General features: G+C 58.6%; 15 protein-coding genes. 5 read left to right on the top strand and 10 right to left on the bottom strand.

The annotated features are described in order from the left end of the window. Window positions 1-155 precede the first annotated feature (155 nt). A complete protein-coding gene (locus ACRER8_RS18895; RefSeq protein ID WP_431747729.1) occupies window positions 156-869 on the top strand; it encodes a PA5502 family lipoprotein in 714 nt (237 codons plus the stop codon). Between the two features lie 273 nt (window positions 870-1142). On the opposite strand, the gene katE is transcribed toward ACRER8_RS18895, so the two are convergent. Continuing rightward, a complete protein-coding gene (gene katE, locus ACRER8_RS18890; protein WP_431747748.1) occupies window positions 1143-3383 on the bottom strand; it encodes a catalase HPII in 2241 nt (746 codons plus the stop codon). A gap of 310 nt (window positions 3384-3693) precedes the next feature. Here katE and ACRER8_RS18885 point away from each other — a divergent pair, with 310 nt between their 5' ends. The 3 genes from ACRER8_RS18885 (at window position 3694) to ACRER8_RS18875 (ending at window position 6229) form a co-directional block, all read left to right on the top strand. Continuing rightward, window positions 3694-4701 (top strand): methionine ABC transporter ATP-binding protein, encoded by a 1008-nt coding sequence (locus ACRER8_RS18885; RefSeq protein WP_431747728.1) that lies wholly within the window; start codon window positions 3694-3696, stop codon window positions 4699-4701. Beyond that, window positions 4701-5375, top strand: a complete 675-nt coding sequence (locus ACRER8_RS18880) for a methionine ABC transporter permease (protein WP_110951749.1) — start codon at window positions 4701-4703, stop codon at window positions 5373-5375. The genes ACRER8_RS18885 and ACRER8_RS18880 overlap by 1 nt, the downstream gene beginning before the upstream one ends. 80 nt (window positions 5376-5455) lie before the next feature. Then, on the top strand, window positions 5456-6229 hold the full coding sequence (locus ACRER8_RS18875) for a MetQ/NlpA family ABC transporter substrate-binding protein (RefSeq protein ID WP_431747727.1): 774 nt from the start codon (window positions 5456-5458) through the stop codon (window positions 6227-6229). A 178-nt stretch (window positions 6230-6407) separates the two neighbouring features. Here the strand turns inward: ACRER8_RS18875 and ACRER8_RS18870 are convergent, their stop codons facing one another. The 4 genes from ACRER8_RS18870 to ACRER8_RS18855 all read right to left on the bottom strand — a co-directional run bounded on the left by ACRER8_RS18870 (window position 6408) and on the right by ACRER8_RS18855 (window position 9540). Next, window positions 6408-7040, bottom strand: coding sequence for an SCO family protein (locus ACRER8_RS18870; protein WP_431747726.1), 633 nt, complete (start codon window positions 7038-7040; stop codon window positions 6408-6410). Between the two features lie 108 nt (window positions 7041-7148). Next, window positions 7149-8204, bottom strand: a complete 1056-nt coding sequence (locus ACRER8_RS18865; protein ID WP_431747725.1) for a COX15/CtaA family protein — start codon at window positions 8202-8204, stop codon at window positions 7149-7151. Between the two features lie 12 nt (window positions 8205-8216). Next, window positions 8217-8810, bottom strand: a complete 594-nt coding sequence (locus ACRER8_RS18860) for a hypothetical protein (RefSeq protein WP_431747724.1) — start codon at window positions 8808-8810, stop codon at window positions 8217-8219. After that, a complete protein-coding gene (locus ACRER8_RS18855; RefSeq protein WP_431747723.1) occupies window positions 8776-9540 on the bottom strand; it encodes an SURF1 family protein in 765 nt (254 codons plus the stop codon). The genes ACRER8_RS18860 and ACRER8_RS18855 overlap by 35 nt, the downstream gene beginning before the upstream one ends. A 72-nt stretch (window positions 9541-9612) precedes the next feature. On the opposite strand from ACRER8_RS18855, the gene ACRER8_RS18850 reads away from it, so the two are divergent. Further along, complete coding sequence (locus ACRER8_RS18850) at window positions 9613-9816, top strand: twin transmembrane helix small protein (protein ID WP_431747722.1); 204 nt, start codon at window positions 9613-9615, stop codon at window positions 9814-9816. 64 nt (window positions 9817-9880) lie between these two features. On the opposite strand, the gene ACRER8_RS18845 is transcribed toward ACRER8_RS18850, so the two are convergent. Genes ACRER8_RS18845 through coxB form a run of 5 tightly spaced genes read right to left on the bottom strand, consistent with a single transcriptional unit; the run spans window position 9881 to window position 14309 of the window. Continuing rightward, on the bottom strand, window positions 9881-10765 hold the full coding sequence (locus tag ACRER8_RS18845) for a cytochrome c oxidase subunit 3 (RefSeq protein WP_431747721.1): 885 nt from the start codon (window positions 10763-10765) through the stop codon (window positions 9881-9883). 25 nt (window positions 10766-10790) lie between these two features. Beyond that, the gene (locus ACRER8_RS18840) at window positions 10791-11354 is read right to left on the bottom strand and encodes a cytochrome c oxidase assembly protein (RefSeq protein ID WP_431747720.1); all 564 of its coding nucleotides are present in this window, start codon (window positions 11352-11354) and stop codon (window positions 10791-10793) included. 8 nt (window positions 11355-11362) lie between these two features. Then, window positions 11363-12958, bottom strand: coding sequence for a cytochrome c oxidase subunit I (ctaD, locus tag ACRER8_RS18835; RefSeq protein ID WP_431747719.1), 1596 nt, complete (start codon window positions 12956-12958; stop codon window positions 11363-11365). Next, the gene (locus tag ACRER8_RS18830; protein ID WP_431747718.1) at window positions 12955-13185 is read right to left on the bottom strand and encodes a hypothetical protein; all 231 of its coding nucleotides are present in this window, start codon (window positions 13183-13185) and stop codon (window positions 12955-12957) included. The genes ctaD and ACRER8_RS18830 overlap by 4 nt, the downstream gene beginning before the upstream one ends. Further along, window positions 13182-14309: a cytochrome c oxidase subunit II gene (gene coxB, locus ACRER8_RS18825; RefSeq protein WP_431747717.1), complete on the bottom strand. Its 1128-nt coding sequence runs from the start codon at window positions 14307-14309 to the stop codon at window positions 13182-13184. Before coxB ends, ACRER8_RS18830 begins: the two co-directional genes overlap by 4 nt. Window positions 14310-14609: the final 300 nt, after the last annotated feature.

The raw sequence follows: 14609 nt of genomic DNA, 5'->3' as shown, positions 1-14609 counted from the left end.
CCTTGGCTGGGAAGTGGAGTCATACTCGGCAATAATTGAATGGCGGCAATGTGCAATGATTCGATCCAGCGCCGCCGATCGTGATCAGTTATTTTCGGTGCAAGTCACTTATGTGTAAACTTGCTCGTTTTTTGCGCAAATAGAGAATCGCAGGAATGAAGCCGTTCGCATCCCGTTATCTGCTGCTTGCTGCATTTTCCATTCTGTTGGGCGCTTGCCAAAGCAAGCCCGTTGAACAGCCCGCCCCCGTCGCGGCACCTGACGCCTATCAGCAGTTGGAACAGAATATCGCCAGCAGCGAATTGGCCACCGCTGAGGATCAGCTCGCCGCTCTGCAGAGCAAGAACGCCGACGATCCACGCCTGGAGCAGTATCAGCGTCAACTGGCCGAGGCCTATCTGAGCCGCAGTCAGATCGTTCTGCAAAAAGGCGATGTCAACGCTGCCGCCAGCGCGCTGAGTCGTGCCCGCGCTCTGATGCCAAAAGCGCCAGCGCTGACCAGCGGTGTCAACGGCGCCATCGCCAACGCCCGCAAGGCTGAACTCGACAAGGCCGAAGCCGAGCTGCGGGCTGCCGAAGCCAAGCGCATCGCGAAGATTATCGATCCGAGCATTGAAAGCACGACTATCGAGCTGAAAATCACCGACTCCAAGCAACTGCGTCGTCAACTGAACGACATCGCCGCCGATGTAACGGCCTTTAACTGCGAGGTGACGGTGCAGGTGCCACGCACCGACGATTACCCGTGGCTGGCAACCTTGCTGACCAAGCGCGTGACCAAGATCAACCCGGATTTCGAATTGCAGATCGAGCGCGAGATCGAGAAAACCCAGCCTGCGCAGATCATCCTGAAACCCGCCAAGCTCTGATCGTTTCCTGATCACAAGCAAGATCAAAAAAAGGCGTTGCCCTCGCGGGTAACGCCTTTTTATTAGGCCAATTAATAGAATGGATTTCGACGCGTACCCATTTGTAGGACCGGCTTGCTGGAGTAAGCTGGATTTCTGTCACATATGAGGTAACTGACACCACGCCTTCGCCAGGCAAGCCGGCTCCTACAGATTTCGCGACAAGTCAGCCCAATCGCGAAAGCCATTCAAGTTTCGCTGCGGCTCAGTCCCACCGCGAAACCGCTACATGCCTTACGCCGGAATCGCCTTGGCCTTAGGCTCACGCGCCCACACCCTATGCTGCTTGATCGCATCGAAGAAAGCGGTGAACGACTTGCTGTCCGACACTGCGAGCAAGCCCGCATCAGCCTCAAGACGCAGCAAGGCAATCAGTTTCTCGGCGTCTCCAGCGTAGGAAATGGCCTTGAGGTGTTTGTAGGCTTCGAGCACATAGTGCAGCGCCACGCCGTTGCCGCTCAGTGCCTTGACCGATGCCGTCCCACCAGGGATGAACACCGCATCGAAGGCAATCGAAGGCATCCCTTCGATCGAGGCATCCACAGCCAGCGTCTGACCGCCTGCCGTCTTCACCGGTGCAGAGGTCGGGCCCAGTACCTTGGCGTGAGCCGCTTCGGCCTCTAGCGCAGCCTTCATGGTCGCCACGGCTTTTTCGTCTACACCGTCTGCCACCAGGATCGCCACTTTGCGAGAAGCGATGTCACCGGACAACAGATTCACCTGACTCAGCAGTGGCGACTTGTCCACCGTTGGCTCGCCAGTCTTCTGTGCCTTGACGGTCGGCCCGGTGGGCGCAGGCAGGCCGAGATTGGCAGCGACGCGGGTCGCCAGGGTCATGTCGATGTTGGCAAGAATTTCATTCACTTGACGCGCACGGATGTGCTCACGATCCACCTTGCCCAACTCGAAGCTGTAAGCCGCGATGATGTGCTCCTTCTCATGCTCGCTCATGCTGTTGAAAAACAGCGTGGCCTGCGAGAAGTGGTCGGCGAACGAAGGACTGCGCTCGCGCACTTTGTTGGCTTCCACCCGTTCGTGATAGGTCTCGAAGCCACCGTCTTCGGGACCGGCCGGAGTTTCTTTCGGCCAGCCACCGTCAATGGAATTGGGCTCGTAGGAGGCGCGGCCCTTGTCGATGGTCATGCGATGTTGCGCGTCGCGTTGGCTGCTGTGGTTCGGCGCTACCGGACGGTTGATCGGGATCTCATGAAAGTTCGGCCCGCCCAGTCGGCTGATCTGCGTGTCGGTGTAGGAAAACAGCCGGCCCTGCAGTAATGGGTCGTTGGAGAAGTCGATGCCGGGCACCACATGACCCGGGCAGAATGCGACCTGCTCGGTTTCGGCGAAATAGTTGTCCGGGTTGCGATTGAGCACCATCTTGCCTAGCGGCGTGACCGGGACCATCTCCTCGGGGATGATCTTGGTCGGATCGAGCAGGTCGAAATCGAACTTGTGCTCGTCCTCTTCCGCGACAATCTGCACGCCCAGTTCCCATTCCGGATAATCGCCGGTTTCAATAGACTCCCACAGGTCGCGGCGATGGTAGTCGGTGTCCTTGCCGGCCAGCTTCTGCGCCTCGTCCCACAACAGGGAACAAGTGCCGTACTTGGGTTTCCAGTGGAATTTGACGAACGAGGATTTGCCCTTGGTATTAATCATGCGGAAGGTGTGAATCCCGAAACCCTGCATCGTGCGCAGGCTTTTCGGAATAGCGCGGTCGGACATTGTCCACAGGACCATGTGCGCGGATTCCGGCACCAGCGAAACGAAGTCCCAGAAGGTGTCATGGGCCGAACCACCCGTAGGAATCTCGTTGTGCGGCTCTGGTTTTACGGCGTGCACGAAGTCAGGAAACTTGATCGCATCCTGAATGAAAAATACCGGCATGTTGTTGCCGACCAAGTCGAAGTTGCCTTCGCCGGTGTAGAACTTCACGGCAAAGCCGCGCACGTCTCGTACGGTGTCGCCCGAGCCACGCGGCCCTTGAACCGTGGAGAAGCGTACAAATACTGGGGTTTTCTTGCCCGGATCACGCAGGAATTCAGCCTTGCTCAGAGCCGAGTGATTCTCATAGCTCTGAAAGTAACCGTGAGCCGCTGTACCGCGCGCATGCACGATGCGCTCCGGGATGCGCTCATGGTCAAAGTGCGTGATCTTTTCACGCATGATGAAATCTTCAAGCAGCGACGGGCCGCGGCTACCAACTTTCAGGGTGTTCTGATTGTCGGAAACCTTGACGCCCTGATTGGTGCGCAGAGCCTGCCCGGTCGCATCGGAGCGAAACTGCTCAAGACTGTCGAGTTTTTCGTTGGTGTTGCCCCGGTCCAGCGTATCGGTGCCTGCCAGTTCGCTCTTGGGTGTAGCACTTACAGGTGCAGGTTTTTTCGTAGCCATTGGACAAAAACTCCTCGGTTCAGGCGGCTCTTTTCTCGTTCTTCCGTGAGGAAAGTCGGTATGAGCTCGGTTAGCAGGAATTTCCCGGACAACAAGCAGGGAAAATTTCGACGCTTATGTAGTGACTAAGGATAAAAATGACCGTTCCGTTTTTTTTCAGACCACTGGTCTAACGTTGCTTCAGGCAATCGATACCGACGTTATGACCGTTCGGCAGGAAAGCAGCTAAATAAATGCTAAGAATTGCGGAGCCAACCCCGGTCTGACAGGCTAAAATGCGCGCCCGGTTTATCCAGCCAAGGCGATAAGCGGCTCTATTCGCTGGTCGTCCAGCAGCGTTCGAGGCTTTTCTCACGCTGAACTTCTAACGCGCCCCCACAAGGTTCGCTACGTGATCGAGTTTCAAAACGTCCATAAAACCTATCGGGTTGCTGACCGGGAAATACCCGCACTGCATCCCACCAGCCTGCGAGTCGAAAACGGCCAGGTATTTGGTCTGATCGGCCATTCAGGCGCAGGCAAGAGCACCATGCTGCGCCTGATCAACCGACTCGAAGCCCCAAGCGGTGGCAAGATCCTGGTCGATGACGTCGATGTCACCGCGCTGGACGCCGACGGTCTGCGGGCTTTTCGCCGCCAGGTCGGGATGATCTTCCAGCACTTCAACCTGCTGTCGTCCAAGACGGTGGCCGATAACGTCGCCATGCCGCTGACCCTGGCCGGGGATATGTCCCGCGCGCAGATCGATCAGCGAGTGGCCGAATTGCTGGCGCGGGTTGGGCTGTCCGATCACGCGAAGAAATATCCGGCGCAGTTGTCCGGTGGCCAGAAGCAGCGCGTCGGCATTGCTCGCGCCTTGGCGACAAAACCGAAAATCCTGCTGTGCGACGAGGCCACCAGCGCGCTCGACCCGCAGACCACGGCATCGGTCCTGCAACTGCTGGCCGAGATCAACCGCGAGTTGAAGCTGACCATCGTGCTGATCACCCACGAAATGGACGTGATCCGTCGTGTCTGCGATCAGGTGGCGGTGATGGACGCAGGGGTGATCGTCGAGCAGGGCGCCGTAGCGGATGTGTTCCTGCATCCCAAGCACCCGACCACGCGCCGTTTCGTGCAAGAAGACGAGCAGGTGGACGAGAACGACATGAACTCCGACTTCGCCCACGTTCAGGGTCGCATTGTGCGTCTGACATTCCAGGGTGAAGCGACCTACGCGCCATTGCTAGGTACCGTGGCTCGGGAAACTGGCGTGGACTACAGCATCCTGGCCGGTCGGATCGACCGCATCAAGGACACTCCCTACGGGCAACTGACGCTGGCCATCACCGGCGGCGATATGGAAGCCGCGTTCGCCCGCTTCACGGCGGCTGACGTCCACATGGAGATCCTGCGCTGATGGAAACCCTCGCCACTCTGTTTTCCAACGTTGACTGGTATGAAATCTGGGTTGCCACTGGCGATACCCTGATCATGCTCGGCATTTCTCTGGCCTTCACCGTGCTGCTGGGCCTGCCGCTTGGTGTGTTGATGTTCCTCACTTCTCCGCGTCAGTTGCTCGAGAACAAGCCGGTCTATGCCACTATCGGCCTGATCGTGAACATGCTGCGGGCGCTGCCGTTCATTATTCTGCTGATCGTGATGATGCCGCTTACCGAGATCATCACAGGCACTTCGCTGGGAATTCTCGGCACGCTGCCGCCGCTGATCGCAGGGGCCACACCATTCTTCGCGCGACTGGTGGAAACCGCGCTGCGCGAGGTGGACCGCGGGATCATCGAAGCGACTCAGGCGATGGGTGCCTCTACCCGACAAATCATCGTCAAGGCCCTGCTGCCGGAAGCGCGGCCGGGCATTCTGGCGGCGATCACCGTCACAGCAATCGCGCTGGTGTCGTTCACTGCGATGGCCGGTGCCGTGGGCGCGGGCGGGTTGGGCGACCTGGCCATTCGCTACGGGTATCAGCGCTTCCAGAACGATGTGATGTTCGTGACGGTCGTATTGCTGCTGGTGCTGGTGCAGATTCTGCAAACCGTGGGCGACAGGCTGGTCGCGCACTTTTCCCACCGTTAATCGAGTTCGCCGGTCTTTTTCACCCGCATGGGACCGGCACATGCGTGCCGCTGGGTGCGCATTTCAAGGAGTTGAGATCTATGAAGAAGCTGTTGGCCGTATTCGCTGCTGTGGCTGCGCTGTCCGCCCATGCCGATGAAACCCTGAGCGTTGCCGCCACTGCGGTGCCGCATGCCGAGATTCTCGAATTCGTGAAACCGGCGCTGGCCAAAGAAGGCGTAACGCTGAACGTGAAGGTCTTCAATGACTACATTCAGCCGAACGTGCAGGTCGATCAGAAGCGCATGGATGCCAACTTCTTCCAGCATCAGCCGTATCTGGATGAGTTCAACAAGGGCAAGGGTACGCATCTGGTGAGTGTGGCCAAGGTTCACATCGAGCCTTTCGGTGCGTACTCGGACAAGCTCAAGAGCCTGGCTGATCTGCCTGACGGCGCAACCGTGGCGCTGCCGAACGATGCGACCAACGAAGGACGTGCCTTCTTGCTGCTGGTCAAGGCTGGCCTGATCACGTTGAAGGATCCGACAAGCATCACCGCCAAGCCGAGCGATGTGCAGCAGAACCCGAAAAATCTGAAATTTCGCGAGCTGGAAGCCGCGACCCTGCCGCGAGTGCTGACCCAAGTGGATCTGGCGCTGATCAATACCAACTACGCGCTGACCGCCAAGCTCGATCCGACCAAGGATGCGCTGATCATTGAGGGTCAGGAATCGCCCTATGCGAACATTCTGGTCACCCGCGAAGACAACAAGGATTCGCCTGCCATCCAGAAACTGGTCGCTGCGCTGCATAGCCCAGAGACCAAGCAGTTCATCGTCGATAAATACAAAGGCGCCGTGGTTCCGGCGTTCTGATCAGGCTGCGTGTCTGCCGCATCCGCTGCGGCGGCACGCAATCTCCACTGCAGGAGCCGGCTTGCTGACGAATGCGTCAGGCCAGTCACATTGATAGGGACTGACACACCGCCTTCGCCGTCAAGGCCGGCTCCTGCAATTCGATGTACCTGCGTGATCCGCGGTGAACCCTTGCTCGTTACTTCCTTTCCACCAATCCGGGCAATTGCGCCACCAATTTCTGGGTGTTCAACGGCGCGCGGATGAAACCGCGTTGTGTGCCGTCCGGACCGAGAATGGCAAGGTTGCCGCTGTGGTCGACGGTGTAGTTCGGCTTATTGGTGTCCGCCGGAATGAACGGAATGCTCACCGCATTTGCCAATTTCTGAATGGTCTCCACCGGCGCGGTCAGACCCACGAACTGTTTGTCGAAATAACCCAGATACGTTTTCAGTTGCTGCGGCGTATCCCTGTTCGGGTCAACGCTGACAAGCACCACACGCAACCTGTCCACGGCATCCTTCGGCAGCTCACTCTTGATCTGACGCAGCTGGGCGAGGGTGGTCGGGCAGATGTCCGGGCAGAAGGTGTAGCCAAAGAACAGCAGCGTCCATTTGTCCTTGAACGCGTCCAGCGACACTGGTTGACCGTCCTGATCCATAAGTTTCAGGCCCGGCACTTCGCGGCTTTGTGGCAGCAGAATCACCCCGGCGTCGATCAACGCGGTCTGGTCGCCCTGGCTCTTGCCGGAAAGCACGCGGTTGACGGTCAGGCCCAGCACCAGCGCGACGATGGCCACAAGAATGAAGACGGTTTTTTGGGTTCGGGTCATAAATTCAATATCAGGTCATGATCTACAAGCAGCGCGATATTGATCGCGGCATGCGGCCGGCTGCCACGGTACAACACCAACGCGTGTGCAGAAAGGGAATCCCCAGTCTTAACGATGCGGCCCGAGATGCAGCAGCACATGGGCATGTTGCCAGAAGCCGGGCGCGTGTCTTCGCACCTCGGCAAACACGGGTCGTACGCGATAGTTGATCAGTGTCATGGTCAGCATCAACGCAGCACCCCCGGCGTTATGGGCCACGGCTACGGTGATGGGCAGATGGAAGGCCACATTGCTCAGGCCCAGAGCGATCTGTACACCCAGCGCCAGCATCAATAACGTCGCCATTCCTTTAAGCCCCGCGCGATGCAGCTGCCAAGCCAGCGCTAGCAATGAACAGGTCACCAGCAAGGCACCAATGCGATGGGTCAGGTGAATGGCTGTGCGCGCTTCGCTGTCCAGTTTTCCGCCCAAGTAGTTGGGGCCGATGTGTTGCGTCAGATGAAAGCCATTGGCAAAGTCCGCGTCCGGCCACCATTGGCCCTGACAGGTCGGCAGGTCGGCGCAGGCCATCGCCGCGTAGTTGGCGCTGACCCAGCCGCCCAGGGCGATCTGCAACACCACCAGGGCAAAGCCCACAGCAGCCAGCCGCCGCAGACGCGAAGGGATTTTGGGGATCGGCGCAAACACCCCGCTCAATCGAACAGTCAGCAGAAACAGCAGACTCAGCGTCGTGATCCCCCCGAGCAAATGCGCCGTGACCACTTGCGGCCAGAGCTTGAGGGTCACTGTCCACATGCCGAACGCCGCTTGCGCCAAGACTACGCCCAACAACAGCAACGGCAGACCGACCGGCTGGCCGACTATGTGCCGCCGATGCCAGGCTTGCACGCCGAGCATCATGATCGCCAGTGCCAGGCCACCCGCGAAGTAGCGATGGACCATCTCGTTACGGCCCTTGTGCTCCACAACCGGCGAATCAGGGTAGTGCAGTTCGGCATGCGCCAATTGCGCTTCGGTCTGGGGCACGCTGATGAAGCCATAACAGCCCGGCCAATCCGGGCAACCGAGGCCTGCGTGGGTCAAGCGGGTATAGGCGCCGAGCAGCACCACCACCAGCGCCAACAGGGTTGCAAACAATCCGAGACGAAATCCGGGTTTGGTCATTTACGACCCCCTTTATCCGATATTTGACAGTTTCAGCAGTTGGCGCAGGTCGTTGAGCAGGTCCTTGCCGTTGACCTGCGCACCGTAACGCAACACCAGATTGCCGTGGGGATCGACGATCCACAGCTGCGGCAACTCGACTCCCGGCGCCATGCGTTGATAGCGCTTCAGATCGAGGGGATAACGCTGCAGTTGGGGATACTCACGTGTGAGCTTAGCTTCGTACTCGGGGCTGAGAGGCTGCGCGGTGGTCAGCGCGTGACTCGCACGCGAGGCATCGCGGCCGAGCCCGATCTGGATCTGCCGCGCCAGATACACCAGTTGCTGACAATCGGCTTCGCATTGATCGGGTGCAGTGACCAACAACTGCCAGCGCTTCTCGTCGGACTGCACGCCCAGTTCGGCGCGGCTTTCGCCATTGCCGATCAAATCACCGTGGTAGCTTCGGCTGTCCGGTACCCAGAAATTGAACTTGTACATGGCCGTGGCGAGCACCATCGGCCCCAGCGCCACGAGCAACACAAGAATCAACTGCAAGCGCCCGCGACGACGCCTCTTGGCAGGATAGGCTTCAGATGTGCTGGCTGGATTCATCGCCGTTCCCATGCGGCTTCTCCTGTTTTTTAGTGTTCCTGACGTTTCTGACGTGGTTGAAGCCTAGATACAGATAAAGCCCGACCAGCGCCGTGGCCATGGCGAACCACTGCACCGCATAGCCCAAGTGCTTTTCCGGCCCCATGGCAACCACCGGCCAGTCAGTGCGATAGGCCGCCGGCCCGGCTTCCAGACGCAGCTCGTGAGCGAAGCCTTCCCGGTTCAGCTCCGGCCAGATCTTGGCTGGATCGATCGCTGTCACCAGCTTCGGCCACCTGGCGCTTTGGGTGTCAGGATGCAACTGGAACGTCGCACCGGGAGAGATGTAGACCCAGGCGTCGAGGTTCACGGGCTGACCCGGCGTATCGAAAACGGGGGGCGTGCGCCGATCCGGCCAAGGCAGCCAGCCGCGATTGACCATCAACCAAAGCCCGCTCGACTGATCGTGAAACGGCTGAATCAACTCGACACCGGCCTTGCCCTCGCGCGTACTGTTATCCAGCAACAGGCTGTGGGCGGCATCGAAACTGCCGCGCAACTGCACCCGGCGGTAGGCGGGATCGGCCGTGGTTGGCAATAGTTCAGCAGACATCGGCGGTGCGCTCTGGTTCTCGGTGTAATGGATCAGCATCTGGCGTTTTTCTTCGCCACGACCCAACTGCCAGAAACCCAACGAGACCAGCAGCGGCAGCAAAATGAGCACCACAAGCGTCGACGCAATGCTCGGCCGAAAGCGCTTCATCACGCCACCTGCGTCAGCTGATGAGCCACACCTATACTCCCTTGCATAGCGTTTGCTCCCCGGAGTCACCCGATGCTCAAAGCCGCGATCGTCTTCATGCTGCTTGCCACCGTGGCCAGCCTATTCAGCGGCCTGTTCTTTCTGGTCAAGGATGACGCGTCATCCACCCGCCTGCTCAAAGCCCTGACTGTCCGCGTGGTCTGCGCCGCAATTACCCTGGCTTTGATTGCGTATGGGTATTTCAGCGGGCAGTTGGTCTATCACACGCCTTGGTAATCAATCCGACGTAAATCCTGTGCAATAGGCTACCCACAGAGATTGCGGAGGGCCGATTGAACGCTCACAACACATACACAAAAACGAACAACCCTACCCACACCACATCCACGAAATGCCAATACCAACTGGCCGCCTCGAAGCCGAACTGGTGCTCGGCATCGAAATGCCCGCGCACGATCCTCATCAGCATCACAAACAAAATGATCGTGCCGATGGTTACGTGTGCGCCGTGAAACCCGGTGAGCATGAAGAAGGTCGCGCCGTAGATCCCCGACCCCAGCGTCAACCCCAGCTCGGTATAAGCCTCGTGGTATTCCTTGGCTTGCAACGACAGAAACGCGATGCCCAGCAAAATGGTGATCGCCAACCAGAGCTTCAGCGCACCGCGGTGGCCGTTTTTCAAGGCGTGGTGAGCGATGGTCACGGTGACGCTGGAGCTGACCAGCAACACCGTATTGATCAACGGTAAATGCCAGGGATCGATGACCTCCTTCGGCGGCGCAAACATCTTTGGATCGGGCGTGTTCAGCATCGGCCAGGTGTACTGGAAGTTCGGCCACAGCATGTGGGCAATGGCTTTGGGGCCTTCGCCGCCCAGCGCGGGGCCTGTGATGTTGCGCACGTAAAACAGAGCACCGAAGAATGCCACGAAGAACATCACTTCCGAGAAGATGAACCAGCCCATCCCCCAGCGGAACGAACGATCCATCTGCGCGCTGTACAAACCCGCTCGCCCCTCCTTGATGACCGTGCCGAACCAGCCGAACAGGATATAGGCGACGATCAGTCCGCCAACCGCGAAAAAAATCGGCCCATGTGAGTCGCGAGCCGCTTTCAGGTCGTTGAACCAGGTGCCCAGGCCGTACATGGTGATGAACATGCCGACCGTGGCAATGATTGGCCATTTGCTCTGCGCCGGAACGTAGTAATGCTCATGGGTTGCCATTTCTGAATCTCCTCGGCCATGAAGCCTAGCCACCATTGGCCGCGACAGGGCGGACAATCGGCGGCATACGAGCGGTGATGTCGAACAGGGTGTAGGCGAGCGTCAGGTGTTTCACATCCTTGGGCAGATCGCGGTCGACGATGAAGCGCACCGGCATCTCGATGCGCTCCCCCGGTTGCAGCATTTGCTGGGTGAAACAGAAGCACTCGGTCTTGTGGAAATACACTGCCGCCGTGCTCGGTGAAATGCTCGGGATCGCCTGGGCGGTCATTGGTTTGCCGGTCGGGTTCTGCGCCACGAACAACATCTCGTTGACCGCGCCGGGGTGTACGTTCAGTTCCTCTGCCTTGGGGTAAAAACCCCAGACCATGTCCGCCGAGTTGGTCGACAGAAACTGCACCCGCACCTGGCGGCTGTCGTCGATCTGCTGCGTCTGGCTGTACTGATCGCCCGTCTTGCCGTTAATCCCCAGCGCCTTGCACATCACGTCGTACAGCGGCACTAGCGCAAACCCGAAGGCAAACATCGCTGCTACCAAAATCAGCAGGCGGATGACCAGTCGCTTGTTCGGATGCAGTGCGTGGGTCATTTCACTTCTCACTCGACATCCGGCGGTGTGACGAAGGTGTGATACGGAGCGGGCGAGGGCACGGTCCACTCCAGGCCATCGGCGCCGTCCCAGGGTTTGGCCGGTGCAGGGGCGCCGCCGCGAATGGTCTTGATCACGATGAACAAAAAGAAAATCTGCGTCGCGCCAAAGGTGAACGCGCCGATCGACGACACCATGTTGAAGTTGGCGAACTGCAGGTTGTAATCGGGTACCCGACGCGGCATTCCGGCCAGCCCGACGAAGTGCATCGGGAAGAAGGCCATGTTCATGCCGATGAAGGACAGCCAGAAGTGCAGCTTGCCGAGGGTTTCGTCGTACATGTGGCCTGTCCATTTCGGCAGCCAGTAATACGCCGAGGCGAAGATGCCGAAGATCGCGCCAGGCACCAGCACGTAGTGGAAATGCGCGACGACGAAGTAGGTGTCCTGGTACTGGAAGTCAGCAGGCGCGATGGCCAGCATCAGCCCGGAGAAACCGCCTATGGTGAACAGGATCACGAACGCCACGGCGAACAACATCGGCGTTTCGAAGGTCAGCTCGCCCTGCCACATGGTGCTGATCCAGTTGAAGACTTTCACGCCGGTCGGCACGGCGATCAGCATCGTCGCGTACATGAAGAACAACTCGCCCACCAGCGGTATGCCGACCACGAACATGTGGTGCGCCCAGACGATGAACGACAGAAAGGCAATGGCTGCCGTGGCATAGACCATGGAGGTGTAACCGAACAACGGCTTGCGCGAGAAGGCCGGGATGATCGAACTGACCGCGCCGAACGCCGGCAGGATCATGATGTACACCTCGGGGTGACCGAAGAACCAGAACACATGCTGGAACAGCACCGGATCACCACCGCCTGCCGCGCTGAAGAAGCTGGTGTGAAAGTGGATGTCCATCAACATCATGGTCACGCAGCCGGCCAGCACCGGCATCACGGCGATGAGCAGAAAAGCCGTGATCAGCCACGTCCAGACAAACAGCGGCATTTTCATCAGGGTCATGCCTGGGGCGCGCAGGTTGAGGATGGTCGCGATAACGTTGATCGCGCCCATGATCGAGCTGATGCCCATCAGGTGAATGGCGAAAATGAAGTACGTGACGCTTTCAGGTGCGTAGGTAGTGGAAAGCGGGGCATAGAAGGTCCAGCCGAAATTCGGTCCGCCGCCGGGGGTGAACAGTGTCGACACCAGCAACAGGAACGCGGCGGGGAGCAGCCAGAAACTGAAGTTGTTCATGCGCGGCAGGGCCATGTCCGGCGCGCCGATCATCAGCGGAATCATCCAGTTTGCAAGGCCGACGAAGGCCGGCATTACTGCCCCGAAGACCATCACCAGACCGTGCATGGTGGTCATCTGGTTGAAGAATGCCGGTTCGACGATCTGCAGACCAGGTTGAAACAACTCGGCACGAATCACCATCGCGAACGAACCACCAAGCAGGAACATGCAGAAGCTGAACCATAGGTACAAGGTGCCGATGTCTTTATGGTTGGTAGTCAGCAACCAGCGGGTCAGGCCTTTGGCGGGCCCGTGGGCATGGCCTTCATGATCTTCCTGGCGGGGGTCGTCAATCACTGCGCTCATGTCTTGTCTCCTGAGAATGTCTCGCGCCAAGCCTGAAATCCGGCAATGCCACCTGACGGTGTGGAAGACGGCTTGATTGAATTCCCGGCCGCGCCGTTGAACCCTGCGGGAGCGAATGCATCCGCGATGGTGTGGCGCAGACGATAGAGAGGCGTCGGATGTGTGATCGTCTCGCGAGTGAATTCGCTCTCACAGGTGATCATGTGCAGATCCGTGAAGACGTTCATTTGGCAGCCGCCTGCTTGAACGCCAAGACATCCTTGGGCGTGACCATGTCGCCTTTGTTGTTGCCCCAGGCGTTGCGTTCATAGGTCACGACAGCAGCGATGTCGACCTCGGACAATTGCTTGCCGAACGCGGCCATGGCGGTGCCGGGCCGGCCGTTGAATACGGTGGCCAGATGAGCTTCCTTGGGTCCGGTCGCGGTTTTCGAGCCCTTGAGCGCCGGGAACATCGGCGGCAGACCCTGACCCTCGGCCTGGTGACAGGCCACGCAGGTGGTGTGATAGATCTTGTCGCCCTGAGCCACCAGTTCCTCAAGCGTCCAGTCCTTGCTGGTCAGCTCCTTGAGTTTGGCGGACTCTTCTTTGCGACCGGCGAGCCAGGTGTCGTAGTCGGCCTGCGTCTTGGCCTCGACCACGATCGGCATGAAACCGTGATCTTTGCCGCACAGTTCCGAACACTGGCCGCGATAGATGCCGGGCTTTTCGATGCGGGTCCAGGCCTCGTTGACGAAGCCGGGAATGGCGTCGCGCTTGACCGCGAACGCAGGCACCCACCAGGAATGAATGACATCGGCGGCCGTCACCAGGAAGCGGATTTTCACACCGACAGGCACCACCAAAGGCTGATCCACCTCAAGCAGATAGTGCTCGCCCTTGGCTTCCTTGTTGTGGATCTGATCGGCGGGCGTCGCAAGATTACTGAAGAATTCGACGTCCTGGCCCAGGTATTTGTAATGCCACTTCCACTGATAACCGGTGATCTGAATATCCAGACCCGACTCGGTGTTGTCGTACATCTGGATCAGAGTCTTGGTCGCGGGAATTGCCATGGCCACCAGAATCAGCAGCGGCACGATAGTCCAGAGAATCTCCACCCTGGTGTTTTCATGGAATCTGGCCGCCACCTGACCGGTTGAGCGCCGATGGATGATCATCGACCAGAACATCGCGCCGAACACGATGATCCCGATCACCACACATATCCAGAAGATGGTCATGTGCAGGTCGAAGACTTCGTGGCTTACTTCAGTCGCTCCCGGCGCCATATTCGTGGTCCAGGCGCCCTGCACCGGACTGAATACCGACCACAACAGGAGCGCCATCCAGACGTGTGGATGTCGCATCATTGCGGGATCCCCCCTTTTTCTTCTTATTTTTTGCCAGCGTCACAGCAGGCGAGGGAGCGGTCTATTAAGAGACAAGGGGGACCGGGGCCAGGCCAGCACATCCAGTAGAGCTAACTCACACAATCGGAGTATAGACAGGGCGTGAACGTACGCACGCAGTGGAGATTCCACGAATCCGAGCTATACGCAACCGCATTTACTGCGGAAACCAAAGACAAAAGCCACATAAGTGGCCTTTTAATAGCTCATGCACATAACCGTGAAGCTGTTATGACAATTACGTCTTAGCCTCGTTAATAA

This window comes from Pseudomonas sp. (genome assembly GCF_050739935.1).
In the GTDB taxonomy this organism is placed as follows: domain Bacteria; phylum Pseudomonadota; class Gammaproteobacteria; order Pseudomonadales; family Pseudomonadaceae; genus Aquipseudomonas.
Note: the sequence above shows the minus strand (reverse complement) of the source record. Positions and strands in the feature narration are given on the sequence as shown.